Source organism: Pantoea sp. PGP6, from assembly GCF_053474785.1.
Genome location: NZ_JBQBMA010000001.1, coordinates 2,242,585 through 2,267,490, shown reverse-complemented (window position 1 = coordinate 2,267,490; position 24,906 = coordinate 2,242,585). Strand labels below are relative to the sequence as shown.

At 56.2% G+C, this 24,906-nt stretch carries 23 protein-coding genes and 1 pseudogene; 10 read left to right on the top strand and 14 right to left on the bottom strand.

Annotation, left to right across the window (positions count from 1 at the left end; translation table 11 throughout):
• Positions 1-54 precede the first annotated feature (54 nt).
• Together ACLIBF_RS10935 and ACLIBF_RS10930 are read left to right on the top strand one after the other, a co-directional pair.
• Positions 55-963: a LysR family transcriptional regulator gene (locus ACLIBF_RS10935; protein ID WP_031376902.1), complete on the top strand. Its 909-nt coding sequence runs from the start codon at positions 55-57 to the stop codon at positions 961-963.
• 57 nt (positions 964-1,020) lie between these two features.
• Positions 1,021-1,650 carry a glutamate racemase gene (locus ACLIBF_RS10930; RefSeq protein ID WP_371316225.1) on the top strand — a complete coding sequence of 210 codons (630 nt, stop codon included), beginning with the start codon at positions 1,021-1,023 and terminating at the stop codon, positions 1,648-1,650.
• Here the strand turns inward: ACLIBF_RS10930 and ACLIBF_RS10925 are convergent.
• Positions 1,643-2,392 (bottom strand): DeoR/GlpR family DNA-binding transcription regulator, encoded by a 750-nt coding sequence (locus ACLIBF_RS10925; protein ID WP_279809856.1) that lies wholly within the window; start codon positions 2,390-2,392, stop codon positions 1,643-1,645. The genes ACLIBF_RS10930 and ACLIBF_RS10925 overlap by 8 nt on opposite strands.
• Positions 2,393-2,474: 82 nt before the next feature.
• Between ACLIBF_RS10925 and ACLIBF_RS10920 the strand changes: the two genes are divergently transcribed.
• Positions 2,475-3,059, top strand: a complete 585-nt coding sequence (locus ACLIBF_RS10920) for an NUDIX domain-containing protein (protein ID WP_031376899.1) — start codon at positions 2,475-2,477, stop codon at positions 3,057-3,059.
• Between the two features lie 43 nt (positions 3,060-3,102).
• On the opposite strand, the gene ACLIBF_RS10915 is transcribed toward ACLIBF_RS10920, so the two are convergent.
• The gene (locus ACLIBF_RS10915; RefSeq protein ID WP_279809855.1) at positions 3,103-4,206 is read right to left on the bottom strand and encodes an NADH:flavin oxidoreductase/NADH oxidase; all 1,104 of its coding nucleotides are present in this window, start codon (positions 4,204-4,206) and stop codon (positions 3,103-3,105) included.
• A gap of 255 nt (positions 4,207-4,461) precedes the next feature.
• On the bottom strand, positions 4,462-5,211 hold the full coding sequence (locus tag ACLIBF_RS10910; protein ID WP_069728307.1) for a glucose 1-dehydrogenase: 750 nt from the start codon (positions 5,209-5,211) through the stop codon (positions 4,462-4,464).
• A gap of 153 nt (positions 5,212-5,364) precedes the next feature.
• On the opposite strand from ACLIBF_RS10910, the gene ACLIBF_RS10905 reads away from it, so the two are divergent.
• Positions 5,365-6,276 (top strand): LysR family transcriptional regulator, encoded by a 912-nt coding sequence (locus ACLIBF_RS10905; protein ID WP_279809854.1) that lies wholly within the window; start codon positions 5,365-5,367, stop codon positions 6,274-6,276.
• 37 nt (positions 6,277-6,313) lie between these two features.
• Here ACLIBF_RS10905 and uraH read toward each other — a convergent pair.
• Positions 6,314-6,520 (bottom strand): annotated as a pseudogene (uraH, locus tag ACLIBF_RS10900) (hydroxyisourate hydrolase); the annotation flags it as partial.
• 432 nt (positions 6,521-6,952) lie between these two features.
• Here uraH and ACLIBF_RS10895 point away from each other — a divergent pair.
• The 4 genes from ACLIBF_RS10895 to ACLIBF_RS10880 all read left to right on the top strand — a co-directional run bounded on the left by ACLIBF_RS10895 (position 6,953) and on the right by ACLIBF_RS10880 (position 10,864).
• On the top strand, positions 6,953-7,972 hold the full coding sequence (locus ACLIBF_RS10895; RefSeq protein ID WP_159222974.1) for an alpha/beta hydrolase: 1,020 nt from the start codon (positions 6,953-6,955) through the stop codon (positions 7,970-7,972).
• A gap of 407 nt (positions 7,973-8,379) precedes the next feature.
• Positions 8,380-8,550, top strand: a complete 171-nt coding sequence (locus ACLIBF_RS10890; RefSeq protein ID WP_158087049.1) for a hypothetical protein — start codon at positions 8,380-8,382, stop codon at positions 8,548-8,550.
• Positions 8,551-8,574: 24 nt separating this feature from the next.
• A complete protein-coding gene (locus ACLIBF_RS10885; protein ID WP_084227789.1) occupies positions 8,575-9,588 on the top strand; it encodes a hypothetical protein in 1,014 nt (337 codons plus the stop codon).
• Positions 9,589-10,528: 940 nt separating this feature from the next.
• Positions 10,529-10,864, top strand: a complete 336-nt coding sequence (locus ACLIBF_RS10880; protein ID WP_031376892.1) for a gamma-glutamylcyclotransferase family protein — start codon at positions 10,529-10,531, stop codon at positions 10,862-10,864.
• A gap of 341 nt (positions 10,865-11,205) precedes the next feature.
• Here the strand turns inward: ACLIBF_RS10880 and ACLIBF_RS10875 are convergent, their stop codons facing one another.
• The 5 genes from ACLIBF_RS10875 to ACLIBF_RS10855 form a co-directional block, all read right to left on the bottom strand.
• A complete protein-coding gene (locus ACLIBF_RS10875; RefSeq protein WP_279809853.1) occupies positions 11,206-12,174 on the bottom strand; it encodes a VOC family protein in 969 nt (322 codons plus the stop codon).
• A gap of 177 nt (positions 12,175-12,351) precedes the next feature.
• Entirely contained in the window at positions 12,352-13,221 is an 870-nt protein-coding gene (locus tag ACLIBF_RS10870) for an NAD(P)-dependent oxidoreductase (protein WP_046288315.1), read from the bottom strand.
• 7 nt (positions 13,222-13,228) lie between these two features.
• Positions 13,229-14,317: a 4-oxalomesaconate tautomerase gene (locus ACLIBF_RS10865; protein ID WP_279809852.1), complete on the bottom strand. Its 1,089-nt coding sequence runs from the start codon at positions 14,315-14,317 to the stop codon at positions 13,229-13,231.
• Positions 14,314-15,036 (bottom strand): 4-carboxy-4-hydroxy-2-oxoadipate aldolase/oxaloacetate decarboxylase, encoded by a 723-nt coding sequence (locus tag ACLIBF_RS10860; RefSeq protein WP_069728314.1) that lies wholly within the window; start codon positions 15,034-15,036, stop codon positions 14,314-14,316. Before ACLIBF_RS10860 ends, ACLIBF_RS10865 begins: the two co-directional genes overlap by 4 nt.
• Entirely contained in the window at positions 15,033-15,770 is a 738-nt protein-coding gene (locus ACLIBF_RS10855; protein ID WP_425028393.1) for a PIG-L deacetylase family protein, read from the bottom strand. Before ACLIBF_RS10855 ends, ACLIBF_RS10860 begins: the two co-directional genes overlap by 4 nt.
• Positions 15,771-15,899: 129 nt before the next feature.
• On the opposite strand from ACLIBF_RS10855, the gene ACLIBF_RS10850 reads away from it, so the two are divergent.
• Entirely contained in the window at positions 15,900-17,126 is a 1,227-nt protein-coding gene (locus ACLIBF_RS10850; protein ID WP_031376888.1) for a LysR family transcriptional regulator, read from the top strand.
• Between the two features lie 240 nt (positions 17,127-17,366).
• Entirely contained in the window at positions 17,367-18,746 is a 1,380-nt protein-coding gene (locus ACLIBF_RS10845; RefSeq protein ID WP_031376887.1) for an MFS transporter, read from the top strand.
• Positions 18,747-18,811: 65 nt separating this feature from the next.
• Here ACLIBF_RS10845 and ACLIBF_RS10840 read toward each other — a convergent pair whose 3' ends face one another.
• From ACLIBF_RS10840 to hipB, 5 genes are all read right to left on the bottom strand, one after another.
• Complete coding sequence (locus ACLIBF_RS10840) at positions 18,812-20,857, bottom strand: FUSC family protein (protein ID WP_031376886.1); 2,046 nt, start codon at positions 20,855-20,857, stop codon at positions 18,812-18,814.
• 146 nt (positions 20,858-21,003) lie between these two features.
• Entirely contained in the window at positions 21,004-21,645 is a 642-nt protein-coding gene (locus ACLIBF_RS10835) for a LysE family translocator (protein ID WP_279809851.1), read from the bottom strand.
• A gap of 62 nt (positions 21,646-21,707) precedes the next feature.
• Positions 21,708-23,108, bottom strand: coding sequence for a M24 family metallopeptidase (locus tag ACLIBF_RS10830; protein WP_448309746.1), 1,401 nt, complete (start codon positions 23,106-23,108; stop codon positions 21,708-21,710).
• Between the two features lie 67 nt (positions 23,109-23,175).
• On the bottom strand, positions 23,176-24,489 hold the full coding sequence (locus tag ACLIBF_RS10825; protein WP_448309744.1) for a type II toxin-antitoxin system HipA family toxin: 1,314 nt from the start codon (positions 24,487-24,489) through the stop codon (positions 23,176-23,178).
• Positions 24,489-24,737: a type II toxin-antitoxin system antitoxin HipB gene (gene hipB / locus ACLIBF_RS10820; protein WP_031376882.1), complete on the bottom strand. Its 249-nt coding sequence runs from the start codon at positions 24,735-24,737 to the stop codon at positions 24,489-24,491. The genes ACLIBF_RS10825 and hipB overlap by 1 nt, the downstream gene beginning before the upstream one ends.
• Positions 24,738-24,906 lie beyond the last annotated feature (169 nt).

Here is a 24,906-nt window from a genome sequence, read left to right as displayed (position 1 = left end):
CCCCGGATTCAGCGATATACTGTCAACGCTTTTTTGACAATAAGGATGATGCCGATGCTCAATCTACAGCGGGTGGCGATGTTTGTGGCGGTGGTGGAGAGCGGCAGTTTTACCGCCGCCGCGGCCTCGCTTGGCCAGACTAAAGCGGCAGTAAGTTTCAGCCTGCGGCAGCTTGAAGCGGAACTGGGCGTGAGCCTGCTGCTGCGTACCACCCGGCGGCTGGCGTTGACCGCGGCAGGCGACACCTTTTACCGGCGCAGCGTAACGCTGTTGCAGGATGCGCAGGGAATGCTTGACGACGTGCAGCGCGATCACCGTGGATTAACCGGCGAGCTGCATATCACCAGTACGCCGGAATATGGGGTGCAGATGATTATTCCGGCGCTTACTGCCTTTCAGCGGCGACATCCCGATTTGCGTATCCGGCACGTCGCTTCGACCGCGACCGACGATCTGATTTCCGGCCGTTTTGATGTGGCTATCCGGTTGGGCCGGTTAGCGGATTCCACTCATCGGGCGGCGCTGCTGGATCGATTTGCGATACTGCCGGTGGCCTCACCTGAATGGCTGAACCACCATCCGGTTGACTCGCTGAGCGCGCTGGCGCAGGCCGACTGGATTGTGCATAACCGGCTTACCGACCCGCTGCGCTGGCAGCTTAGCGGTCCGGACGGTCAGCGGGTACCGTTTGAGATAACCCGGCCGGTCAGGTTTTCAGCGGACAGCGCGGCGGCACTGATGGCATTTGCGCTGCAGGGTAATGGGGTCGCGCTGCTGCCGGCGTGGCTGGTGAGTGAGGCGATTGAACGCGGCAGTCTGTGTCATCTGCTGCCGGATTACGCTTTTCCGATGCAGGGCATTTATGCCGTCTATCCGGATACCCGACACGTTGCGGAAAAGGTGCGCGGCTTTATCGACTTTTTACGTCAGCGGATCGCCTTAAGCGCTGGACAGGGCAGCTAAACGGGTAAAGTCTGTTAGCTGCTCACTCATCTCACATCACCCAGCCCGGAGAGAACCATGAACCTGCTCTGCCTTCATACTGCGGCCAGTAATATCGCCATTTTTGACGACGCTGCCGCCTCGCTGTCTACCACTACACCGCCGCTTAACCACCTGGTGATGCCCGACTGGCTGGCAGAGGCGGAGCGCAGTGGCGGCATGACGGCGGAATTACGCGCCCGGATCGCCCGGCTGATTGATGCCTTGCTGCCGCAGATGGATGCGATTGTGATTACCTGCTCAACCCTGGCACCGGTCGCCGATGATTTTGTCGCTGCCGGTCAGCATGGCTGGGTGCTGCGTAGCGATAAAATGCTGGCCGAAGCGCTGCAGCGTCATCAGGGACCCTCGGTTGCGCTTTGTGCTGCGGAATCGACGCTGGAAGCGACCCGATCATTGTTTTGCCGGGCAGGGAGCGAGGTTGAGGTCCGGCTGGTGGAGGGCGCCTGGGCAGCCTTTAAAGCCGGTGATAGTGCGGGTTATTTTGCCCTGATTGCAGAAGCGGCGCAGCAGGCTTATCAGCAGGGCGCAGGTCAGGTGGCACTGGCGCAAAGCTCGATGACACCAGTGGCGCAGCAGTTTGCTGTCAGCCAGCGGCCGCTGACCGCGCCGCATCTGGCTTTACAGGCCTGTTACGCCCTCAGATAAGGGTGACGCCGTGGGCGGTCAGTGCCTGACGCAGCGGCTCGCCCGGCGGCGTATCGATCACCAGCGTACTGGCCAGCGAGAGATCGCCAATCGCAAAGGCTGAAGCGGAATTGAGTTTCTCGGCTGAGGCCATAACCACGGTTTCCGCCGCCCGACCGGCCAGCGCGCGTTTTACCGTAGCCTCTTCAAAATTACCGGTGGTAAAGCCTGCGGCCGGATGCACACCGGTAACCCCCATGAAAAACAGATCGGCATTGATGCGGTTGATCGATTCCAGCATCGCCGCGCCGACCGCCACTACTGAGTGTTTATAAAGCTGGCCGCCAATCAGGATCACCTCGACGCGCGGATGATCGGCCAACGCCAGCGCCACGCTCGGACTGTGAGTCACTGCGGTAAAATCCAGCGTCGCGGGCAACAGTCGCACCAGTTCAGCGCTGGTGGTCCCGCCATCGATCAGAACGATCTGTCCGGGCTGAATCAGCGCAACGGCTTTCTGCGCAATCGCCCGTTTTGAGTCGGTTTGCACGTTTTTGCGTGTTTCAAATCCCGCCAGCGCAGCGGAAACCGGCAGGGCACCGCCATGGACCCGCTGCAACAGTCCTTCGGCCGCCATTTCACGCAAATCCCGTCGTACAGAGTCCTCTGAGACACCAAATCGCTGGCTGAGGTCGCGCGACTGCACCTGCTTTTCGCTGGCGAGCAGGGCGAGGATCGCCTGTTTACGTTGTCCTGATAACATCAGTTTTTCTGCCTGTTTTTTCTTGATATTGCACGATTGTGCATGATAGCGTGACCGCTGTCCACTCATTGAGGAGATCACTATGCAGCAGAACCGTGACCGTGTGCGCATCATCAGCGAGCAGTTGCTGTCGGATAACTGGTACACCCTGAAGAAATACACCTTTTCGCTGTTACGGCGTGATGGGCAATGGCAGGAGCAGAGCCGGGAAGCCTATGACCGCGGCAACGGTGCGGTGGTCCTGCTGTATAACCGTGACAAAAAAAGCGTGGTGCTGACGCGCCAGTTCCGTTTTCCAATCTACCTTAACGGGCACGACGGCTTCCTGATTGAAGCGGCGGCGGGACTACTGGATAACGCCTCGCCGGAGACGCGCATTGTTGCCGAAGCCGAAGAGGAGACCGGTTTTCGCGTCACGCGGGTCGAGAAGGTGTTTGAAGCCTTTATGAGTCCCGGATCGGTTACCGAAAAGCTCTACTTCTTTATCGCTGAATATGCCGATCAGCAGCGCAACGGTGAGGGCGGCGGTATCGCTGAGGAGGGGGAAGATATTGAGGTACTGGAGATGGATTTTGACCAGGCGCTGCAGGCGATTACGGACGGTGACATCATGGATGCGAAAACCATCATGCTGCTGCAACATCTGCGTCTGAAGGGCATTCTTTAGCAATCTGGCTGGCAGGCCGCCTCACGACGGCCTGCCAGTGTGCTTATTCGTCGCGGGTCAGGATGCCTTTGACGTCGTGCGGTTCTGATCGCAGATACTGCGGCGGAACCCGGACTTTACCGTCCAGCGCGGCCGCTGCGTGCCACGGCCAGCGCGGATCGTAGAGAATACCGCGTGCCAGTGCCACCAGATCGGCTTCACCCTGCTGCAACAGATCTTCTGCCTGCTGTGGCTCGGTGATCAGACCAACCGCAATCACCGGAATGGATACCTGCTCACGAATATCGCGGGCAAACGGTACCTGGTAATTCGGGCCGACGCTGATTTTTTGCTTGTCAGACAAACCACCGCTGGAGACGTGAATATAGGCGCAGTTGCGCGCTTCCAGCTCGCGGGAGAAGGCGATCGACTGATTTACTTCCCAGCCACCCTCAACCCAATCCGTCGCCGAAATGCGCACGCCAACCGGTACTGACGCTGGCACCGCATCACGCACCGCCTGGAACACCTCCAGCGGGAAGCGCATCCGGTTTTCCAGCGAGCCACCGTACTCATCGCTGCGCTGGTTCGACAGCGGCGAGAGGAACTGGTGCAGCAGATAGCCGTGTGCGGCGTGCACCTCAATCAGCTCAATGCCAAGCTTTACTGACCGGCGGGCGCTGTCGACAAACGCCTGTTTTACCCGCGCCAGCGCGTCGGCGTCCATCGCCAGCGGTTTGGCTTCATCTTCGCTGTAGCTCAGCGCCGAAGGTGCCACGGTTTGCCAGCCCTCTGCTGCATCAGGCGCAATCTGTTTGCCGCCTTCCCACGGCACTGCGCATGACGCTTTGCGTCCGGCGTGTCCCAGCTGAATGCCAATCGGAATCGACGAGTAGCGACGGACATCCTCCAGCACTGACTTCAGCGCTGCTTCATTGTCATCATTCCACAGCCCTAAATCACCGGGAGAGATACGGCCGATATCTTCGACGGCGGTGGCTTCAATAATCAGCAAACCGGCGCCGGAAAAAGCCAGCTGGCCAAGGTGGATTCGGTGCCAGGCGGAGGCATTGCCGGCTTCGGCTGAATACTGGCACATCGGCGCAATCACAATGCGGTTTTCCAGCGCAAGTTCGCCCAGTGAGACAGGTGAAAAAAGTTGGCTCATGTTATCTCCATGGTTTTATGACTAACGTGACAGGGAATAACTATAGCGGGGGATTAGGCGGATTGGGGGCGGCGCAACGTGACATTTTATGACAGCGGGCAGGGTTGCTGCGGATTGCCGCCGCGCTTAAGGGGCTTGCCAGGGAGTCAGACGCTGAGTGTATCTATCCGGTGTGGCGATGATTTTCCGCACCGGTTATCCGCAAAGAGAACGGCCTGACTGCACCGTTCTTGCTGATCCGTCGCGGGATGAAAGTCAGACCTGCGCCATGCCGCCATCAACAAACAGTTCGGTGCCGTTGATAAAGCTGGCTGCATCCGAGGCGAGAAACGCCACCGTTTTGGCAACCTCTTCGGGTTTGCCCAGCCGACCGAGCGGGATCTGAGCCGCCAGCGCATCAAACAGTCCCTGTTGCTGATCTTCACTCACCAACCCGCCAAGGCCAGGCGTGCGGACCGGGCCGGGGCTGACGACGTTGACGCGAATGCCACGCTCTTTCAGATCCAGTGCCCACGAACGGGCGAAGTTACGCACGGCGGCTTTGCTGGCGCTGTAAACGCTAAAGGCCGCGGTGCCCTGAATCGAGGTGGTGGAGCCGGTCAGAATAATAGATGCGCCATCGACCAGCAGTGGCAAAGCTTTCTGCACGGTAAACAGCACGCCACGCACGTTGGTGCCGAAGATGCGATCAACATGCTCTTCGGTGATTGCCCCCAATGGCATCATGTCACCGCCGCCGGCGTTGGCGAACAGAATATCAAGCCGTCCAGCCTGACTGGCGATGCGGGCGTAAACCGTATCAAGGTCATGCAATTGCGAAGCATCGGCGCGGATGCCGGTGGCGGCGCTGCCGATTTCCGCGACGGCGGCATCCAGTTCAGCCTGGCGTCGGCCGGTGATAAAGACCTGCGCGCCCTGTGATGCCAGTTCGATAGCCGTCGCCAGACCAATTCCGCTGGTGCCGCCGGTGATCAGTGCAATCTTTCCTGCCAGTGATGGGTTCATCTGTTGCTCTCCGGATAAGGTAGGTTATAAAGCCGATGTGTCCCGGGCCGTTACGTTGCCCGACTGATGGCTACTGTAGAGCGGCAGGATTGGCAGATAAATCGGGTAAAATGAAAATAACTATCCACGGTGATGGATAATAAGGGGGAGAAAATGGATCAGTTACTGGCTATCAAAGCCTTCGCTCGGGTGGTGGAGAGCGGCAGTTTTACCCGTGCGGCTGACTTGCTGAATATGCCGAAAGCGACCCTCAGCAAGCTGGTCCAGCAGCTGGAAACCCATCTGTCGGTCAGGCTGCTCCAGCGCACCACCCGGCGGGTGACGGTAACCTCAGAAGGGCGGGAATATTATGAAAAATCGCTGCGTATCCTGCACGATCTCGACGATATCGATGCTTCGTTTAACGTGCTGCGCAGTAAACCGCGCGGGCATTTACGCATCGATATCGGCGGTTCCACCGCCCGGGAGGTACTGATCCCGCTGCTGCCTGATTTCTTTGCTCGTTATCCCGACATCACGCTGGATCTCGGGGTGGCCGATCGACCGATCGACCTGGTCAGCGATAACGTTGACTGTGTGATACGCGGCGGACCGCTGGTCGATTCTTCACTTATTGCCCGTAATATGGGGTACGCCACGCTGATTACCTGCGCCACGCCTGCCTATCTGAAAGCCTTTGGCGTGCCGGCGTATCCGGATGAATTGCGCAATGGTCACCGGCTGGTCAGCTATCTGTCACCGCAGAGCGGCAGGCCGTTTCCACTGCGTTTTGAACGCAACGGCGAGAAAATCGAGATCAAGAGTGCGCATCGGATTGGCGTAAATGAAAGTAATGCGCATCTGGCGGCGGGACTGGCCGGGCTGGGGATTATCCAGACCTTCAGCTACAGCCTTGGGGCACTTCTGCAACAGGGGGAACTGGTGGAAATACTGCGCGACTGGCGGCCAGCGGGCTATCCGTTTCATCTGGTCTATCCGCAGAATCGTCACGTTACGCATCGGTTGCGGGTGTTTATCGACTGGCTGGCGGAGTGTTTTCCGGCGCGGGTGGCGGGAGAGGGTTAATCCGGCACGGTCAGCGTGCCGGATGCGTTCAACAGGCTTAGTTACCGCGATAGGTTGAGTAACCGAACGGGCTCAGCAACAGCGGAATGTGGTAATGCTCGCCACTGGCCTCCATGTTGAACTCAACCGGGATTTCCGGGAAGAAGGTTTTCTGGTTGTTCTTTTTATAGAAGTCACCGGTTTTGAACACTACGCGGTAGCTGCCCGCGCTGGCGGTTTTATCCTGCGGGAACAGGGCGCTGATATTGACGGGGTTTATTTGCAGCAATAGTAGAGCGGTTGGCGACAGAGCGACAATTTGCGGCGGAAAATGTGAAATTTCCGAGGCGCATCCGTCAGAAGCCATGAGCCAGAACTCTACTTAGTTACATCATACATTTACTCTTTCAACTTACAGTCATCAGGCAGTGTGCGGATTGTAATGGCTGAACAGTCAGAAAAGCAGGGTCTTTACCTAAGTTTTGATTTTTTTAAACTTCTCAGAAAGGGTGCTTAGTGGCAGATAATTGATGCAGATAGCCGCAAGGTTGGCGGTTAAAGGCGAAGAATGCATGACAGCGTGAACGCATCATTTAAATAGCGCACTATTTGATAGTTTACAATTCAGCTCTGGCGTGTCATTGTCTTGCCAACCAGATAGCGCACTACTTAATAGCAAATTAATGGAGATCCTGTGATGAAAATGAAACTGACCGCCAGTGCATTATTGTTAGCCAGCCAGATGAGTACCGCGTTTGCTGCACCGACTGAAAACAGCCCACAACCGACCGCCGGCGTTGCCGCTTTTCTGACAGCGCTGAACAGCGGCGGTGGCAAACCGATTGAGCAGCTGTCGGTTAAAGACGCCCGAGCGGTGTTGACTGGCGCGCAGAAGGGCGCAGAACTGCCGCCGGCACAGGTTTCACAAAAGACCATTACTGTACTGGGCCAGCCACTGACGCTGACCATCGTTAAGCCTGAGCACGCCAGCGGTACATTGCCGGTGTTCATGTTCTTTCACGGCGGCGGCTGGGTGCTGGGTGATTTTCCGACCCATGAGCGGCTGGTACGTGACATAGTGAATGCTTCCGGCGCAGCTGCGGTATTTGTCAATTATCAGCCGTCGCCAGAAGCGCATTTCCCGGTGGCGATTACTCAGGCTTATGAAGCCACTAAATGGGTTGCCGAACACGGCGCTGAAATTGGCGTTGACGGTAAACGTCTGGCGCTGGTTGGCAACAGCGTTGGCGGTAACATGGTGGCTGCGGTTGCTTTGCAGGCGAAACAGTTTAAAACCCCAGCCATTCGTTATGACGTGATGCTGTGGCCGGTTACCGATGCGCGGTTTGATACCGCGTCCTATGATCGGTTTGCTGACGGACATTTCCTGACGAAGAACATGATGAAGTGGTTCTGGGATAACTACACCACATCAGAAAAAGATCGTAATAACATCCTGGCGTCGCCGTTGCGGGCAACGACCGCACAGCTGAAAGGGTTGCCACCGACGCTGATTCAGACCGCAGAACTGGACGTGTTACGTGATGAAGGTGAAGCGTTTGGTCGTAAGCTGGATGCAGCGGGCGTACCGGTTACCGTGACGCGTTATAACGGCATGATTCATGATTACGGTTTGCTGAACGCATTAAGCCAGGAACCAACGGTCAGAACGGCTATCAGCCAGGCCGGTGAAGAGCTGCGGTCACATCTGAAATAAGCAGGCCGGGCGGTATCATGATGCCGCCCGAATTACGTTTCACCAATACGGCATTTTCACCGCATGAGTGCTTCAGCAACCGTTAACATCGCAACACTAACCTTATACCGGTGGACTTCAGGCCAGCGCAAGCTGTTGAGATAATGTTTCCCGGAGGTTTCTGCGAGCAAATGAAGCCGAGAGGAAAGGGTGGTTACTTATTGATTTACAATAATAAAATCTCAATCAGATTAATTGATTTTCATTTTTGAAATTACATCGGCAGTTTGTCAGTGTAGTCATCTTCTCTGTTTAAGCATCATGGGCTGGCCGAGGCTAAATCAGCCGGCAGACGAGTTTTGTCGTTCGAAACACTGGAATGGTCAGACGAAAGGGTATAAATTTGTAGTATTGTTTACTGAAAGGTAATGTGGTTTCTTAAAATGACTCCGTCTGAAATCAAAGAAGCACAACACAAGCGTTATGATGAAAAAGCGGCAGCCATTGTCCGGGGTGAAGACGGATATAAACCTGCCGAGAAATCGCGCTACAGTAAATCCTGTAAACTTTCATCTAAGCATATCGTCAGCTTTTCCTGATGCTGTCTGATAAGGCAAAGCAAAATGAACCATCTTCCAGCAGATGGTTTTTTTATGTCACCTGATCCTGTCATCCCGCCTTTTGAACAAGCCTATATTCTCAATAAGAAATTGATTGATAAGGCTAATACTTTATCTGATCCCGTAATAACCGTGGGCGGACAAGCCATTCAGTACTGGGTTGCTTATTACCGGGAGCTTTACAGAGATGCTCTGCCAGATGCCCGTCTTGTTACCTCCGTAGATGTCGATTACGCCGCCCGACGCCATGATGTCGCTGCAATAGCTGCAGCTCTCGGTGTGGATCCGAATATGAATGAACAAGGACAGCCACCATCACTGGCACGATTTGCCCTGGTTGACCTTAAAACACAACAGATTAAAAACGTTGATGGCCGATTCTTTGCAGACCCGGATAGTCCTGAACGTCCAAACACGGTGGATGTTATCGATTTTCCATCAGGATTCAGCTACAAAGACTTTTCCGGCGATAGACTGCAGTTAAACACTGAGAGGTTTATGATTGAGCAAGATAGCGCCACATCTGCAGAATCACACGAACTTATCAGGATCATCAATCCGATCGCTTGTATCCGTGCAAGGTTAAGCAATCTTAGCGATTTGAAACGTAATCCGGCAATAGAAGTCGCTCGTATCAAAGCGATGATGCTTCCTGTTGTCTACTTTTTACTGGAGAAATTTGATGCAGTCACCGATCCCGCTGATGAAGCGGAAAGGTGTCCAGTCAGGTTTCGTGAGATGAAAGCCTACCTCGACGAGTTCTTCCGGATATCCATGCAGGAAACAAATATACGTGTTCAGGTCGAGCACAACATAAGCCTGCATCTAATTCTGGAGCAGCTTGCTGCGGTATTTGAAGCTGAGCCAGAAAGTTACTACGTGCCGCAAGCTTTCTGGACTAAAGAGTTGCCGATCAAAGCCGCGGCGCTGAAAAATAATGTAGCCAGAATTGGTCGGGATAAGCAGCGCCGTGCTGAACAACAACGGCAAAAAGAGATGCGTGGCAATAAGAAGTGAAACGCGTAACGAGGAGCGTTGAAATGGCTTACTGTCGACGGCACAGATGCGGACCTCATAGGCGAGGGATAAAATCGGGAAGGCAGAGGAAAGGGGATAATATGATCGCTGTGGCTGAGTCAGATATTGCCGTGTTAATACCTTATTTAACATAATATACATTATGCGCCTTTAGATAACCGCCTGATTATGATGGCCGGACATCGCTTGATTCTGCCGTTTACTCTCGTTCGACCCATGATCCTGACTGGCTCAATACCTTCTTTACTCTCAGACCAACCTATAGATCATTCCCCGGATTCTCTTTCTGCGTTCGCTGGCATAAACCGCTTTCCTCTGTGTCAGGAACGCCGTAACTCCAGCGATCATTCTGCAATCCTCTTTGCGACAACTTTCCCGTGCGACATCGTTCTCGCTCAACATGCTTTGCGGCCTCATCCTTTGATTCATCACGTCTTGCTTCCGTATGCTTTGCGGCAACCGTACTTCTGCAACGGCACGTTCGGTTGGCCACACCAGACGCAGCGGCAAACAATCTCCTGCACCATTGTTATTAAACGGCTCGACATCGTTACTGATTGTCGCGCTGCCAGATAAACCGCACTGTACCGGGCTTTGTCGTTGCTGTCTTCCTGCCAGCTAATGCCTACTAAACCGGCCTTTGCTACTGCAAACACGCTAAGTCACTGGCATTGCCCGATGAAGATTGTCTGCTTCCTTTACCGGCCAATCAGGATAAAACGGCTGAAACACCCCGCGATTTTGACAACGCTACGTGAATTCTGCGCCTGCCGCGTGACTACTGGGCCGCAGAATTTATCACAGCGCGTCATTTTATCGCTGGCTGAATTAGCGTCCGATGATAAAACCCGGCTGACATGACAACGGCTTTCAGGCAGGTTAAAGTTGCCGGCTTCGGCTGTGATCCTGATGAGGAAAAATGAAACGCTTATTTGTTTATGGCACGCTTTGCCCTGGCCGTGAGAATGCCCATATCCTGGAACAGATTGGCGGTGAATGGCTGCCCGGTTCGGTGACCGGCATTTTCTACCCGCGTGGCTGGGGTGCGGCGGCTGATTTCCCCGGCATCATTCTGGATGACCAGGCGTCACCCGTGCCGGGTTATCTGTTTATCTCCGATCGGCTCGACGAGCACTGGCCGATGCTGGATGAATTTGAAGATGGCTACGATCGGGTTGAAGTGACGGTTAACACCGGCAACAATCAGCAGTTAACCGCCTGGATTTACCAGCTGCAGCCGCCATTATCAGCCTGACGGCGCAGCCATCCCCGGCCGGTTTGCCCTGCGCACGCCCTGCTCTTTTAGCGTTTTTATCGCCGGTATTGATGCCGATCCTGTGGATGATGCCGATTGTGTATCGGGCCAGCGTGCAGCGCGGTAATGCCAGCCGCTTTGATTAATCGGTTACCCCGAAGCCCCCTTTATATCGACCTCTCATGCTGATTCGCAAAAACCAACAGGCACAATGTTTGATGACTTATTAACGGAACAACCAATGTATGATGTAACTAATACCCGTTATCGATCCGACTTTTCTCTGTTTTAACAACAGCCAGATGACCGGTTTGACGATTTCGTCATCTGACTGCCGATGTTCACTTCGCGACGGGTGGCGTACCGTGCGTGTGGAAGGTTTCAATCGTCTTCAGGCCCCACGCCTGGCCTTTTTTGCGCTCCGCTTCGGTCCAGATAATTGGCTGCCAGTCTGGTGCCAGAATCAGCCGCGCGCCTGAGTTAGCCAGCTCAACTCGATTGCCGGCCGGCTCCCAGACATAGAGGAAAAAAGTGCCCTGAATGGCGTGTTTATGCGGGCCGGTTTCGATGTGTACCCCGTTTTCCAGAAAAATATCGGCGGCGCGCAGGATATCTTCCCGGGTGTCGGTGGCATAGGTGATGTGATGCAAACGGCCCCTGCCGCCTCCCTGCTCTTCAGTGCAGGCCAGATCGTAAGTTTTGTTATTGATGGTGAACCAGCAGCCGCCAATCCGGCCATTATCCAGCGCGATCATCTCGGTGAGCCGTGAACCGAGGCAGACTTCCATGAAGCGTTTGAACTCTCTGACATCCTCCGCCAGCAGATTAAGGTGATCGAGACGACGGGGAGACGCGCCACGTCCGTGATAGCGTTGAGCCATATTTTTTAACGAAGGCCGCTCATTGGCTTCAGCCTGATAGCGAACGGTATCGTAGTAAATCTCAAACACATGTCCAAAGGGATCGGCAAAACGGAATGCGCGCCCGTGACCCTGATCGTCCTCTCTCCAGCCAATCACTTCATATCCACTTGCCTCAATGGCCGCGACGCGCCGCATCAATGCCGCCTGCGAACTGGCCCGGTAAGCGATATGTCCGACTCCGGTGGTGGTATGACGCGTCAGTTTTAAGGTGTGAAATTCATAATCGTCCCAGGCACGTAACCACGCGTGATCATGGTCCCTGGCCGAGACCGTAAGACCATAAACGTCGACGAAAAAGGCAAGACTCTCCTCGAATTTGTCGGTATAAATCTCAACATGTGCAAGATGTGCAATATCATGACAGGGCTCAGAATGCGCTGTGGTCATGAAGACCTCCTTATTGGTGTAGGCGTACTAATTTTTTTATTTAAGGGTCAGACGTTACCGATCTTTCTGGCTGAAAATCAGGGAGTTTTAGCCGCTAAGCGATGAGTTTCCTTGTTTCTGTGATGACGTTACCAGCCGGTTGCGGCCAGCAAATCTCAGCCGGTGAGCCGGAAAACGTTATCTCAATCGTTGCAGAGCCTCCTGCCAGATAAAGGGACTGAGATCGCGGTAAGCAATCCCCAGCGCCGCCATCCGGGCCGGTAAATCGGCCTGTACCTGCTGAGTCGCCTGGCTCATGACGCCCGCCACAGCCACATCATGCAAGGTTTTGACCACTTCAGCCATCTCCTCTGCCCGCCGGACGCCATGCTCGGCCACCCGACTGATCAGATAATGCGGCAAGTGGTGGTTCCAACCCAGCGCAGGAAAACTGGCGTGCAGCGAGGCGAGTACCGCCTCTTCCACCCCGTATTGCTGCGCCGCGCTGAGGCATTCAGTGGTCAGCGCTTCCAGTCCTTTAATCATTACGCTGCGACACATTTTAATGGCTGAGACATCGCCAATACGATCGCTGGCCGCCGTGGCGTTAATGCCCAGATGATTCAACCGGGCCGCGACGTTGTCTGCTGCCGGTCCGCCGATTAACAGCGGTGTGCCCAGCCGTTTGGGCGGCACCGGTGCCATGACCGCCACATCCAGATACGTCCCCGCGCCGCCAGCGATTGCTTGCGAGGCGGCACGTTTTGTCTCGGGTGAAACCGAATTAAAGTCCAGCAGTTGCTGGCCGTTCGCCAGCAGCGGAGCAACCTCGCGCGCAACGCAGAGTGCGTTTGATGCGGTAACCAGCGATATCACCCAGTCTGCGCCATCCAGTGCTTCAGCAACGGAATCCGCCGGCTGCACGCCAGACTGCTGAGCCACATCCCGCAGGCCAGAAGCCTGCTGCCCGCAGAATTTTTTATCCCAGACCCGCACCTGCGCCACACTTGCCAGATCGTGAGCATAAATTTGTCCCGCCTCGCCAAATCCGATAATGGCTATCTGCATAACTGTCTTATCCCTCCTGCCGTGACCAGACTGAACCCGGAATGGCCACGCGCCCGTCAAACAGCAGGCGCGCAGTGCGGATCAATCCACTGTTAATCACATGTCCCGCCGCATCACGCGTCAGCATCACGCTAAACTCGCCGCTGGGATGTTCGACAATCAGACGTTGTTCAGCAGCCGCGCTGATTTTTGCCAGCCCTTGAGCCACCGAACCGGCAACCAGACAGGCCGTAGCGACACTGACCGCGCCTAACACGCCAATCGCGGCGTGACAGCGGTGAGGAATAAAGGTCCGGGTGGTGATCGAACCGTTGTCGACCGGTGCGGAGATCAGCGTCATTTTCGGCACGCTGCGCTGCGCTACATCGCCCAGATGCATCAACCGTCCCGCCTGTAAGCGAATCGACTCCAGCCGTGCTTTCAGCGCCTCATCTTTATTCAACTGATCCGGCGTTTCGCGTCCGCTGCGCTGCAAATCGGCGGCACGGATTACCACAACCGGCATACCATTATCGATGCAGGTCACCTCAATGCCGTCAATGCTGTCGCGCGCATTACCGGTCGGCAGCAATGCGCCGCAGCTTGATCCGGCGATGTCCTGGAAATTCAGGATTTGTTGCGCGGCGTAACCCGGCACGCCGTCAATGCGGGTATCGCCCTGATACTCAACGCAGCCCTCCGGCGTAGCGATGGCCGCTTCAGCAAGCTGGCCGGTATTGACCATATAAATGCGCACTGTTGTCAGCGCACCGGTTACCGTTACCAGCCCTTTTTCAATCGCAAACGGCCCGACTGCGGCAAGAATATTTCCGCAGTTCTGTCCGTAATCAACCACGGCTTGTTCCACGCTAACCTGAGCGAACAGGTAGTCTACGTCGGCATCCGGACGCGATGAAGGAGAGATAATCGCCACTTTACTGGTCAGTGAATCGGCACCACCGATACCGTCAATCTGTCGGGCATCAGGCGAACCCATCGCCGCCAGCAGGACGCGATCGCGCGTGGCGCTGTCTGCCGGCAGATCCGTCGCCAGAAAGCAGGCGGCTTTTGACGTTCCGCCGCGCATCAGCATGCAGGGGATCAGGGTCTGTTTCATACGCCGCTCTGCTGCAGTTGATCAAGTGAGTCAACGTAGCGCAGCCCCTTTTCAGCCAGTTGCGAACGCATCTGATAAATATCGAGGCCATACTCACCGGCAGCCAGCCGCTGACGTTTGCTCTGTTCCAGTGCTTCACGTTTCTGTGCAGCGACCGCGACCGATTCGGCCTGCAGACGCGGCACAATCACCACGCCATCATCATCCGCGACCACGATGTCTCCCGGATGGATCAGCTGCCCGGCACAGATGACCGGCACGTTAACTGAACCCAGCGTCTCTTTCACCGTGCCCTGCGCGTAAACCGCCCGTGACCAGACCGGAAACTGCATATCTCTCAGCGTCTGGCTGTCACGAATCCCGATATCCCCCACCAGCGCCACCACGCCGTGCGCCTGTAAAGAGGTCGCCAGCAAATCGCCAAAATAACCATCGTGACAGGCTGAAGTCGGGGCCACCAGCAGGATGTCACCGGGCTGGCACTGCTCAACCGCCACATGAAACATCCAGTTATCGCCGGGCGAAACCAGCACGGTCACCGCGCTGCCGGCTACCGCGCAGTTCTGCTGGATGGGACGAATACCAGCGTCGAGCAGACCACTGCGTCCCTGAGCTTCATGGGTGGTCGCCACGCCGTAACGGGCAAAACCGGCCACCAGCGCGGCATCAGCACGCGCAATGTTGCGCACAACGATACCTTTTTTATTCACCAGACTCATGACAGATCCTCCGTCACCCGTGGCAACAGGCTCTGATAACCTTCAGCGTGGCTGATCACTTTCGATGTGCCGATCCCGACGTTACGTTTGGCCTGAACGCCCCGCTGCAAAGCTACCCGCGTATAGTATTCCCACAGGTGTTCCTGACCCGCCATGCACTGGATGGCCGCATATTTCTTGTCCCAGACCGCGCTGATATCAAGCAGCACGTCAGGTTTCCAGTTGCACTGCTCAGGCTGATGCGGCTCAAAGCTATAGACCGGCGGCGCGCCGATAATGGTTTCACCAGGACGATAGCCTTCGGCCTGCGCAATGATCCGCGCTTCCTGCGTCAGATGCGCAGCCAGCGGATGATCGTAGTTATAGGGATCGTTAACCGAATGCGTCAGGACGAAGTGCGGCTGCACCTGACGGAATATGTCCGCCAGCCGGAATAGCGTCTCTTTATCAGCGCGCAGCGGATAATCACCCAGATCCATAAAGCTAATAGTCGCCCCGAGAATGCGGGCAGCCGCCTCGGCCTCTTCCTGACGACTCTGCTTTACCTTCGCCTCGGTCATGTTGCCGCTGCGCCACAGCTTCGCCGATTCGCCCCGCTCGCCATAAGAGAGGCATACCACATGCACCTCATAACCCCGCGATGCATGCAGCGCAATGGCCCCCCCCGCACGCCAGACAAAATCAGCTGAATGGGCGCTGACAACTAACGCACTCTTTTTACTCATCTTTTCCATTATCTCATCCTGCCTTTGCCGTTTTTTTCATCCTGGCATGCAGCACTGCGGCTGGATAATGTCTTTCATTGCATGCGTTATGACTTTTATTTATGTTGTGATTCAGGGCTCATCGCTGGCGTAAGAAAAATGGAAAACGGCAGACAGGAATTTGACATTAAAATCATGCAAATACGCGCTTTTTGTATGATTGCGGACTGCGGCACGATTTCCGAAGCGTCGATAAATTTATTTCGTACCCAGTCGGCGATCACCCGTTCGCTGCGTGATCTGGAACACAGTTTACAGACGCCGCTGTTTGAACGGCATGCCAGCGGGATGCTGCTGACCGAGATGGGCAAATGTGCCCTGCCGCGCGCCCGGCGAGCCATTACCGAACTGCACGCGATCCCGCCGATCCTCAGCAAAATGCGGCGGCGGGATAACGGCCGTGAAGAGGCGGAACCGATCTGGTTATTTAACCTGCGACGGCTGCAAATTTTTTTAGCGCTGGACCGGCTTCATCACACTCAAAGCGTGGCGACGTTGCTGGGTATCAGTCAGCCAGCGGTGAGCGCGGCGTTGAAGGTGCTGGAAAAAGGGGCCGGGCTGCCGCTGTTTCAGCGCACGCCAAAAGGCATGATGCCAACGTCAGCGGGACAGGAGATCGCCCCGTTTATCAGCCGTGCCCTCAATGAGATACGGCATATCCCGGAAGACCTCGCCGCACAGCGCGGCATTCTGACCGGGACGGTGCATGTCGGTGCGCTCCCGCTGTGCCGCAGTAGCCTGTTACCGCTGGCGATCACCCGTCTGGTGGCGCGCTATCCCGGAATAAAAGTGGTGACCAACGAGAGCGCCTTTGATGCGCTGATTAAAGAACTGCGCGCCGGAGATATTGATTTTATTCTCGGTGCGCTGCGTCAGCATCACAGCGCGTCCGATATCCAGAACCAGCTGCTGTTCGATGAAGAACTGATTCTGCTGACGCGTCCGCAGCACCCACTGAGCGGGCGTGCCGTCAAACCGGAAGATCTGCAGCAGGTGCAATGGATCCTGCCGCGTGAGAACTCTCCTGCCCGTCATCTGCTGGACCGCGCGTTTCAGGCCGCAGCGCTGACTGCGCCTCAGCCGGTGGTAGAAAGTGGCGATCTGGCGATAGTGCGCGGACTGCTGCTGAATTCGGATATGGTGGCGGTGGTCTCTTCGCATCAGCTTGAATATGAGTTGCAGGCCGGAATCCTGACGCCGCTGGCGCTGAACCTGCCCGATACCCGCCGTGAGATAGGACTGACCTTTCGTCTGGGGGCGCTGCATTCGCCTGCTACTCAGGCGCTACTGCGCTGCATTGATGAGACGCTGACCCGGACAGCCTAAATGAAACTCATAGCGATAAGGATGTCACCCGTTACCCGTGCAGGCCCGGCCTGCCTTACCACAGCCGTTTGGTCCCGCAATGACAATGCCAGACGCATCACACTATAAAGCTAACTCATATCGCTAAAAGCCTTTTTTGACAGACACCGTCAGGTGCCCCGCTTACCGTGTTATCGGATTGTTACCTTTCTCTCACCACAACGACGGCTGCCGCTGGTAGCAAAGCAGAGAGCGTACCCGATGACAGCGAATAACCTGATTAATGTAAAACAGTGGATTGATGCACGCCCGGTCTCTTCTTTCCAATGGCGCGTACTGGTGCTGTGTCTGATCATCATTATGTTTGATGGTTACGATGCAGCCGTAATGGGCTTTATCGCGCCGGCGCTGATCGAACACTGGGGCATCAGCCGCTCAGCGATGGGCCCGATCCTCGGCGCGGCCATGGCGGGCGTGGCGCTCGGCGCGCTGATCGCCGGTCCGATGTCCGATCGGATTGGCCGCAAGCGGGTCATTCTGGTGTCAGTACTGATCTTCTCAGCCTTCAGCCTCGCCTGTGCTTTCGCCGCTTCGCCGACACAAATGGCATTATTACGCTTTATCGCCGGTCTGGGGCTGGGCGCGGTAATGCCAAACTGCGTGACGCTGCTGTCTGAATACATGCCCGAGCGCCGCAAAGGCATCATGATTACCCTGATGTTCAGCGGATTTAATATCGGCTCGGGACTGGGTGGATTCATTGCCGCCGGGCTGCTGGCACGCTTTAACTGGTCTGCGGTCCTGGTGTTTGGTGGCGCGCTTCCCCTGCTGCTGCTGCCGGTGATTGCCTGGCTGTTACCGGAATCGGTGCTTAACCTGGTGGTGCGTAAAGCGCCACGCGCAATCATCGCCTCGCTGCTGAATAAAATGGGCGGTGATTTTAGCCCGGATACGGCATTTATCCTGAGTTCACCTGGCGTAAAGCGCAACAGCACCATTGCAGAGCTGTTTCGCCACGGCTTCGCCCGCGGTACCGTAATCCTCTGGCTGACCTATTTCATGGGGCTGTTCGTTATTTATCTGCTGAACGGCTGGCTGCCTACCATTATGCGTTCAGGCGGCATTTCTCTTGAGCAGGCGGCGATTGTCGCCGGACTGTTCCAGCTGGGCGGACCGGTCGGCGGCATCATCGTTGGCGGCTTAATGGATAAGCTGCACGCCAGATGGGTGATTGGCGTGGTCTATTTAATCGGCTGTGCCTGTTTGATCACCCAGGGTTTGCTTGGGCTGAGCGGCGTGTGGTTGGGTGTGATTATTTTTATCACCGGCATGTGCATCAACGGTGCGCAGAACGGACTTCAGGTCTATTCGCCGGCCTACTATCCGACCGAGATCCGCGCAACCGGCGTCAGCTGGATGCATGGCATCGGCCGGATGGGCGCCATTCTGAGTTCGTCTTTAGGTGGCGTGCTGATGGGCGTGTTCCCGGCACAGTCGGCTATTTTCTACATTCTTGCCCTGCCGGCGCTACTGGCGGCGGTCAGTATTATTTTACACCGCAATGTCGAACTTACCCTGAAGGTTAAAGGAGCGGAACTCGGCGATATTCCTGCCTTATCGCAAAATCTGAACAACCGATAGCGGCGTAAGCAGGCTGAGATCGGTTTTTCTCCCCCTGAAATAGCGCGGCAACCTTTATAGCACACTCAGCCCGGCCAGCGCTGTTGCGGGAACAGCGAGACGCGAATGTTAAACAGGTGAACCAGCGGAGCTACCGCCGCACTCTCCTGCAGCGCAATCTTCTCCAGCCGGAGCAGCAGCTGATCCAGCTCCTCCAGCAGATCCTGATGCGGCAGCAGCTGAAGCGACTTCATTTTACGCTTCAGATAGAGACCCAGTTCGTGGAACATCTGGCCGCTGTCGATGCGGTGCGCCTCCAGCACCTCCCGATAGCGGGCATAAAAGTCATAGCAGTTAGCGCCGAGCCAGGTTTCACTGATCAGATAGCCACCGACCACGATATCCGGCACCGGATCGAGCCGTTTACGCGGCAGAATAATGTTCACCCGGTCCAGCATGCGCGCAATAAACTGCTGGCGTGATAACAGCGTGGCGGAATTGCGTTCGACCTTTTTAATAAAGCTCAGCAGGTCGCGCAGCCCCCGCAGCACCGCCCTGCGGGCAATCCACGAGGGACGCTTATTGCGGATCAGCGCCGTCAGCACCACCGCAAACATGATCCCCACCAGCGACGAGATTGCGGCGTTCAGGGTGACGATCAGATCGGGCACATAGTGGTGACTCAGCCCGATAAAGCCTGGAATCTGGATCGCCACGCTCAGACCTATCAGATTGGTGGTCGGATTGGCAATCACCAGGCTCAGCAGCATCAGCCCCGGCAGCAGGCAGATCATTAACGCCTGCAGGGTGTTGGCCTGCGGGATCAGAAACGCGATATAAAACAGGCTGACCACCAGCGCAATCATCACCCCTTTAACGAACAGCTTCATCGGCGTAACCGGCGAATCCACCCCGGCAAAAAACGAACTGATAATCGCCGCCATCAGCGGTGCATTGGCCCCATCGGCCCAGCCGCTGCCAATCCAGAACAGACTGGAAAGAAAGGTCGCCAGAAAGGCTGTCAGCACCGACAGGCTCAGCAGTCCGTTATCAATGTGGCGATGCTCGCGGATGTTCCTGATCGCCGCCCCGTCGCCATGACTGTAGAGATCGCCGGCTCGGGCGCTGACGTTCTGATACGCATCGGCGATACGGACAAAGTTAGCCAGCCGCTCCAGTAAGCCAATCAGCAGCAGGCTCTCTTCAGTAGCCAGCTTTCCCGCCTGCCAGTCCGCTTCCAGCGTCGCCTGACCCGCAGCGATGGCGTTACGCAATCCTTCGATATCGTTAACCCGATCATGATTGAGCCACAGCAGAAATTGCTGGAACACCGAGGTGACACACAGCGGAAAGCGTATATTCAGTTCTGCCAGCACCCCAAGCCGCGATTCAATCGCCGTCAGCGTCGGCAGCAGGTAGGTCAGATGCTGATACTGCACGCTGACCAGACGGATCACATTGCGCGCCGCTTCCCCTTCATAAACACAGTGCGTCAGCAGCGTTTCGACATTCAGCGGATAGCCCGCCATCTGGATCAGAATATCTTCCCGCTCGAGGGACTTGTTGTTCGCCATGCCGCTGACCAGCTCATTACACAATTTACGCGCATTCTGAAACCAGCGGTCGACGCTCTGCCCGAGCAGATGGTGCATCGATACCGGAAAAACCAGCCGGTGTACCAGCGTGCTGCACAAAATGCCAAGGGTGATCTCCTCGATACGCGAAATCACCGTATTGGTAATCGCCGACGGCGTGTTCACCTCCGGAAAACCCATGATCGCCGCGCTATAGCCTGCCAGCATGAAGACGTAGCTTTTGGGCGTGCGGTCATGCAGCGACAGATAGAGGCAAAACGTCACCCACAGCGAGACGCACAGGCTGAACAGCAGTGGCGACTGCACCGTTTCCGGATAGATCAGCAGGATAAACACCCCTCCCAGCACGGTTCCGATCAGACGGAACAGCGATTTCGAGACGGTTGAAGCGGCATAAAGCTGGGATGTGACAAAAACGGTGGTCAGCGCCCAGGCAGGTTTTTCAAAGTTAAGGATCAGAGCAACTGATAACGCGATAAACGCGGCCAGGGAGGTTTTGCAGGCAAACAAAACCGCGTTTTTGGTAAACCATTTCATCGAATGAGAGGACCGAAATACTTCTGTGGCGCGTATCCTGACAGAAGCGTCAGCGTTTTACTCTCAGTTAAATTATACAAATTATTACCGGCCATCCCTGACCGGTTCAGGCTGCGGCTGACCGGGCCGGCAGCGTCAGATTTGGCTCAGCGACGGGTCAGCGCCAGACGGATCCCCAGGCCGATAAAGGTGGCACCGACCAGCCGATCCAGCACTTTCTGTAACCTCTTATTGTTCGCCACCGCGCCTGCGGCCCCACCCGCCAGCAGCGCAAACATCACGTCGGTCATCAGGCCGATCAGCGCATAGGTCATCCCCAGCAGCAGGAAGGCGCTGGCGTGATACTGACTGCCGATCACCACAAACTGCGGGAAGAAGGCGATAAAAAACAGCAGCACTTTGGGATTGGTGATTGAGGTGATGAAACCGCGCAGCAGCAGTAAGCGGGTGCCGGTCAGTGCGCGCGGCGGCGGCGCGGTCTCCGCTGCTGCGGATGCGATAAAGGTTGACCCGATCATTCTGGCTCCAAGGTAGATCAGGTATGCCGCCCCGAGATACTTAATCAGCGTGAACAGCAGCGGCGAGGCGGCAATCAGCGCAGTTAGCCCGAGCGCACTGACAACGGCATGGGTACAACTGCCCAGCGCAACCCCGGCGGCTGACAGGATACCGGCACGTCGTCCCCTGGCAACGCTTTGTCCCACCACATAGGCCAGATCGGGACCCGGCGTAATACAAAGCAGCACAACGGAAGCAACAAACAGCGGGAAATGCACGATATCGGACATCACGGCTCCTGACCTTTATTCGGGGTTAATGAGTGATTAACCTAACAGCCGACCGCGTTTTTTTAAACCCCGTCGCTCAGCGGTTGCCGCACCAGTGCCCGCTGTTGATCCAGTAAAAACGGACGCAGATAGCCTACGGTGTTCGACAGCAGGATCACCTCATCGGCCAGTTTCAGCCGCAGGACGTCGCTCAGCCAGGCTTTGCGCTCGGTCATCCGCTGCCAGACCGCCGGGAATTCAGCCGCCAGCTGGGCACGCAACGCCGCATCCGCCAGACCGACGGTGTCCTCAATACTGCATCCGCCGTAGCCGGCTACCGAAGGAATAATGTCGATCTGCAACAGCATGCCGCTTTTCAGGGGGATGGCTGAATCGGGCCAGATCGGCGAACTTAGCCACTCTTCGTCAGCCACCAGATGCCCCGGATTAAGGTGCCAGCCATACTGCGCTTTGGGTAATGCCGCTTCGATTAACGCATACAGTTCGCCACCGGTGATGCCGATGCGTAACTGCTCCAGCCAGCTGACCACCGCGTGATAATACGGGATCGCCAGCCGGGGCAGCCAGTCTGAAACGTGACAGGGTAACTTAGACGCCTGACTGACTACATAAGCAGCGCGGCTGCTTAACCCGCCTTTATAGCCAACGGTTAATGACAGCTTATCGCCGACCTTAATCGTTTTGTCGCTGGGATAAAGCTGTGCCTTAGCAAAGCGATCGCCGGTGGCGGCAATGGTCATCACGCTATTTGGCTGGCCGTCGGCATTAAGACGCGCGCCAATGTGCTTCTCGCTTACGCCTGCCGTCACGCTGTTCAGCGCCGCCAGCATGGCGGTTGAGGCACGATTCGCTCCCGCCTCGTAAAATGCCACCTCATCGGCGCTGTTAATGCAGCGAACTCCCTCATCGGGTGAGATAAACAGCCCGGTGGCATTTACCAGCTGCGAGACGCCACCTGCCGCGTCGGCCGCCGCCGCGCAGATAAACTGCGGCAGATCAAACAGGGTCTGCTGTGCGCGGCTGAACAACTTCCAGCCCACCAGCCCGGTGCGCGTCCCCGCGACGATCCCCGCCTGGCTCAGCAGCCGGGACAGCGATGTCTCACCACTCATCGGCTGATTAGGCAGCGAAAAGAGTGCCGCGTGCAGACATCTGCCGGGATTACGGGCAAAGGGCACCAGCTTGAGGTTTTCGTTGCCCATGATGTAGGCCAGTTCGCCCTGCTGATTAACCACCAGCAGCGCCTCTTCGAAGCGCGGAATAAAGCCCGCCAGATACTCAAAGTTACTGCCGTGCTCTTTATCCGCATAGATGATCAGCTGCGCAATCTGATGCTGTTTCATGCGCTGAACAATCGCCGCCAGCCGGTGATGCAGGGTTTCATCCGCCATCACGTGACTGGCCACGCCGGGAAAAGTGGGTGGCGACGGGATCGATTCCAGTGCGTAGCGAGCGCGATTCATAACAGACTCCGGTTAAACAGGAAAACAGCAGTCTGGCCGTTGCCGGGCCAGTCTGTTGCTGCCTGCCTCAATCTTTCTGCCGTAACCGCTCCAGCATAATCAGTGAATGACTGAAAATGGCATCGGCAATGTGCTGCGGAAATCCAGCGGGCAACGCATCACGCACCGCGATAACCGCTGGTGGAAAAGCGCGGATAAAGAAGTCGAAGATCTGTTGCAGGCTACCGCTATCAAAATTGACGCTTTTTGCAGTGGCGAAGAAATGACGCGGGAATATCTTATCGATTTCGGTTTTTTTGCCTTTACTGGCCCGCAGCCCCATCGCCAGCTTCAGCGCCCGCTTATTCAGGCCGGTGCCGCCCAGTACCGGATAGGCGGAAATCACATCGTAGAAGGGGGTCAGCCGGAAGCTGCCGCCGCGCTCAATAAACAGCGAGAAGTTCTTGGCGTGGCCGTCAGTCGCCCCAATCAGCCACTGAAACACCTGGAACATCATGAAGTGATAACGATCCTCTATTGCGTTACTCGATCCCATCAGCAACTGCATAATCTCCGCAATGCCCGGCCCGCCGTCAGACTCATATTTCGTCGATGACGGCAGCCCCAGCGCCTGACAGAAATCCTCCTGTGGCAGACGAATAAGCCGGCTTCTGTCGCGTGACCAGCGCCGGTCGAAGCGCTCGACGGCCAGCGCACGCATCGCGCCGGCGCGGATAAGGGTTGCTTCAGGCACCTTCATTCCCAGCGCTCTGGCCAGCGCCAGACAGAGATACTCATTTTCAACGCTTTCCCGCATGTCCAGCGTCGCCGTCGGCTGCTTAATTTCCCCGATCGGCAGTTTGATAATGTGTGACGTTGGCGTGGCTCCCGCAGGAATGCTCCAGCCCTGCTCAGTGTGCAGCAGCGCCGTTTTCTCCTGCGCGCCCGCCACCGAAATACGAAAGTCGGTCTCTTCACGCAGCATCCCGAGCGGAATGTCGGACTGATAGGCTGACAGCACGCTTTCCAGACGCGCCTCGTCCAGCAGCTCATAGCGCACCTGTAACGGCGGCAGCGGCATCTCAGGCGGCAACAGCATGGTCGCACCGACGCTGTCACGTCCCACTTCCTGCAACAGATCAAACGGCTGACGGGATTTTATCTGGTAGCGCGCCACAATCCGGTCACGAATCAACGGGCTATCCGGCAACAGATTATCGAAAAAGTTAATTACCGCGTGGGAGGTGATGGCCGGAACCTGCAACGGCATCGAGAGTGACAGCGGCCTGGCGAGCGGATTGTTCAGCCACGCTTTGTCGTACTGAAATTCGTGCGCACCGTTGCGCTGACGGGTCAGCACGCCGACCCGCTCGCCGTTCATCCACGCAATCAGCTTCTGCATTACCAGTCATCCTCGTCATTGATCGGTGGCGGTGCGGCGGCCGTTTTCTCCTGCACCTCAAGACTCAGCTCCAGCGACTGTAACAGCTTAAACAGCGTCGCCAGCGAGGTGTTGTCCGGCGCATTTTCAAAATGCGAAATGGTCGCCTGTTTCAGGCCAACCTTTTTGGCCAGCTCGCTCTGGGTCCAGCCATTACGCTGACGGATAAGTTTCAGCCGGTTAGCCAGCTGCAGCGGACTGTATATCATGGTCTCTGTTCCTCCGGGGTCGGCAGACGATCAGCATAGCGCATTCCGATTATCCCCGAAAGAGGATAATCGATGCATTATACCCGATCGGGGATAAATAACTATTTATACCTTTCAAGGGATAAATGATCTATTATCCCTTTACGCGGATATTCAACCTCGTGGCGTC

What these genes read in the sequence shown, in the direction of transcription:
- ACLIBF_RS10830 (WP_448309746.1), bottom strand. Translation starts at nt 23,108, where the DNA reads ATGAATCGCGCTCGCTACGCACTGGAATCGATCCCGTCGCCACCCACT.
- ACLIBF_RS10845 (WP_031376887.1), top strand. Translation starts at nt 17,367, where the DNA reads ATGACAGCGAATAACCTGATTAATGTAAAACAGTGGATTGATGCACGC.
- ACLIBF_RS10870 (WP_046288315.1), bottom strand. Translation starts at nt 13,221, where the DNA reads ATGCAGATAGCCATTATCGGATTTGGCGAGGCGGGACAAATTTATGCT.
- ACLIBF_RS10920 (WP_031376899.1), top strand. Translation starts at nt 2,475, where the DNA reads ATGCAGCAGAACCGTGACCGTGTGCGCATCATCAGCGAGCAGTTGCTG.
- ACLIBF_RS10865 (WP_279809852.1), bottom strand. Translation starts at nt 14,317, where the DNA reads ATGAAACAGACCCTGATCCCCTGCATGCTGATGCGCGGCGGAACGTCA.
- ACLIBF_RS10905 (WP_279809854.1), top strand. Translation starts at nt 5,365, where the DNA reads ATGGATCAGTTACTGGCTATCAAAGCCTTCGCTCGGGTGGTGGAGAGC.
- ACLIBF_RS10885 (WP_084227789.1), top strand. Translation starts at nt 8,575, where the DNA reads ATGAACCATCTTCCAGCAGATGGTTTTTTTATGTCACCTGATCCTGTC.
- ACLIBF_RS10930 (WP_371316225.1), top strand. Translation starts at nt 1,021, where the DNA reads ATGAACCTGCTCTGCCTTCATACTGCGGCCAGTAATATCGCCATTTTT.
- ACLIBF_RS10835 (WP_279809851.1), bottom strand. Translation starts at nt 21,645, where the DNA reads ATGTCCGATATCGTGCATTTCCCGCTGTTTGTTGCTTCCGTTGTGCTG.
- hipB (WP_031376882.1), bottom strand. Translation starts at nt 24,737, where the DNA reads ATGATATACAGTCCGCTGCAGCTGGCTAACCGGCTGAAACTTATCCGT.
- ACLIBF_RS10895 (WP_159222974.1), top strand. Translation starts at nt 6,953, where the DNA reads ATGAAAATGAAACTGACCGCCAGTGCATTATTGTTAGCCAGCCAGATG.
- ACLIBF_RS10880 (WP_031376892.1), top strand. Translation starts at nt 10,529, where the DNA reads ATGAAACGCTTATTTGTTTATGGCACGCTTTGCCCTGGCCGTGAGAAT.
- ACLIBF_RS10925 (WP_279809856.1), bottom strand. Translation starts at nt 2,392, where the DNA reads ATGTTATCAGGACAACGTAAACAGGCGATCCTCGCCCTGCTCGCCAGC.
- ACLIBF_RS10850 (WP_031376888.1), top strand. Translation starts at nt 15,900, where the DNA reads ATGGAAAACGGCAGACAGGAATTTGACATTAAAATCATGCAAATACGC.
- ACLIBF_RS10860 (WP_069728314.1), bottom strand. Translation starts at nt 15,036, where the DNA reads ATGAGTCTGGTGAATAAAAAAGGTATCGTTGTGCGCAACATTGCGCGT.
- ACLIBF_RS10890 (WP_158087049.1), top strand. Translation starts at nt 8,380, where the DNA reads ATGTGGTTTCTTAAAATGACTCCGTCTGAAATCAAAGAAGCACAACAC.
- ACLIBF_RS10915 (WP_279809855.1), bottom strand. Translation starts at nt 4,206, where the DNA reads ATGAGCCAACTTTTTTCACCTGTCTCACTGGGCGAACTTGCGCTGGAA.
- ACLIBF_RS10840 (WP_031376886.1), bottom strand. Translation starts at nt 20,857, where the DNA reads ATGAAATGGTTTACCAAAAACGCGGTTTTGTTTGCCTGCAAAACCTCC.
- ACLIBF_RS10875 (WP_279809853.1), bottom strand. Translation starts at nt 12,174, where the DNA reads ATGACCACAGCGCATTCTGAGCCCTGTCATGATATTGCACATCTTGCA.
- ACLIBF_RS10910 (WP_069728307.1), bottom strand. Translation starts at nt 5,211, where the DNA reads ATGAACCCATCACTGGCAGGAAAGATTGCACTGATCACCGGCGGCACC.
- ACLIBF_RS10935 (WP_031376902.1), top strand. Translation starts at nt 55, where the DNA reads ATGCTCAATCTACAGCGGGTGGCGATGTTTGTGGCGGTGGTGGAGAGC.
- ACLIBF_RS10855 (WP_425028393.1), bottom strand. Translation starts at nt 15,770, where the DNA reads ATGGAAAAGATGAGTAAAAAGAGTGCGTTAGTTGTCAGCGCCCATTCA.
- ACLIBF_RS10825 (WP_448309744.1), bottom strand. Translation starts at nt 24,489, where the DNA reads ATGCAGAAGCTGATTGCGTGGATGAACGGCGAGCGGGTCGGCGTGCTG.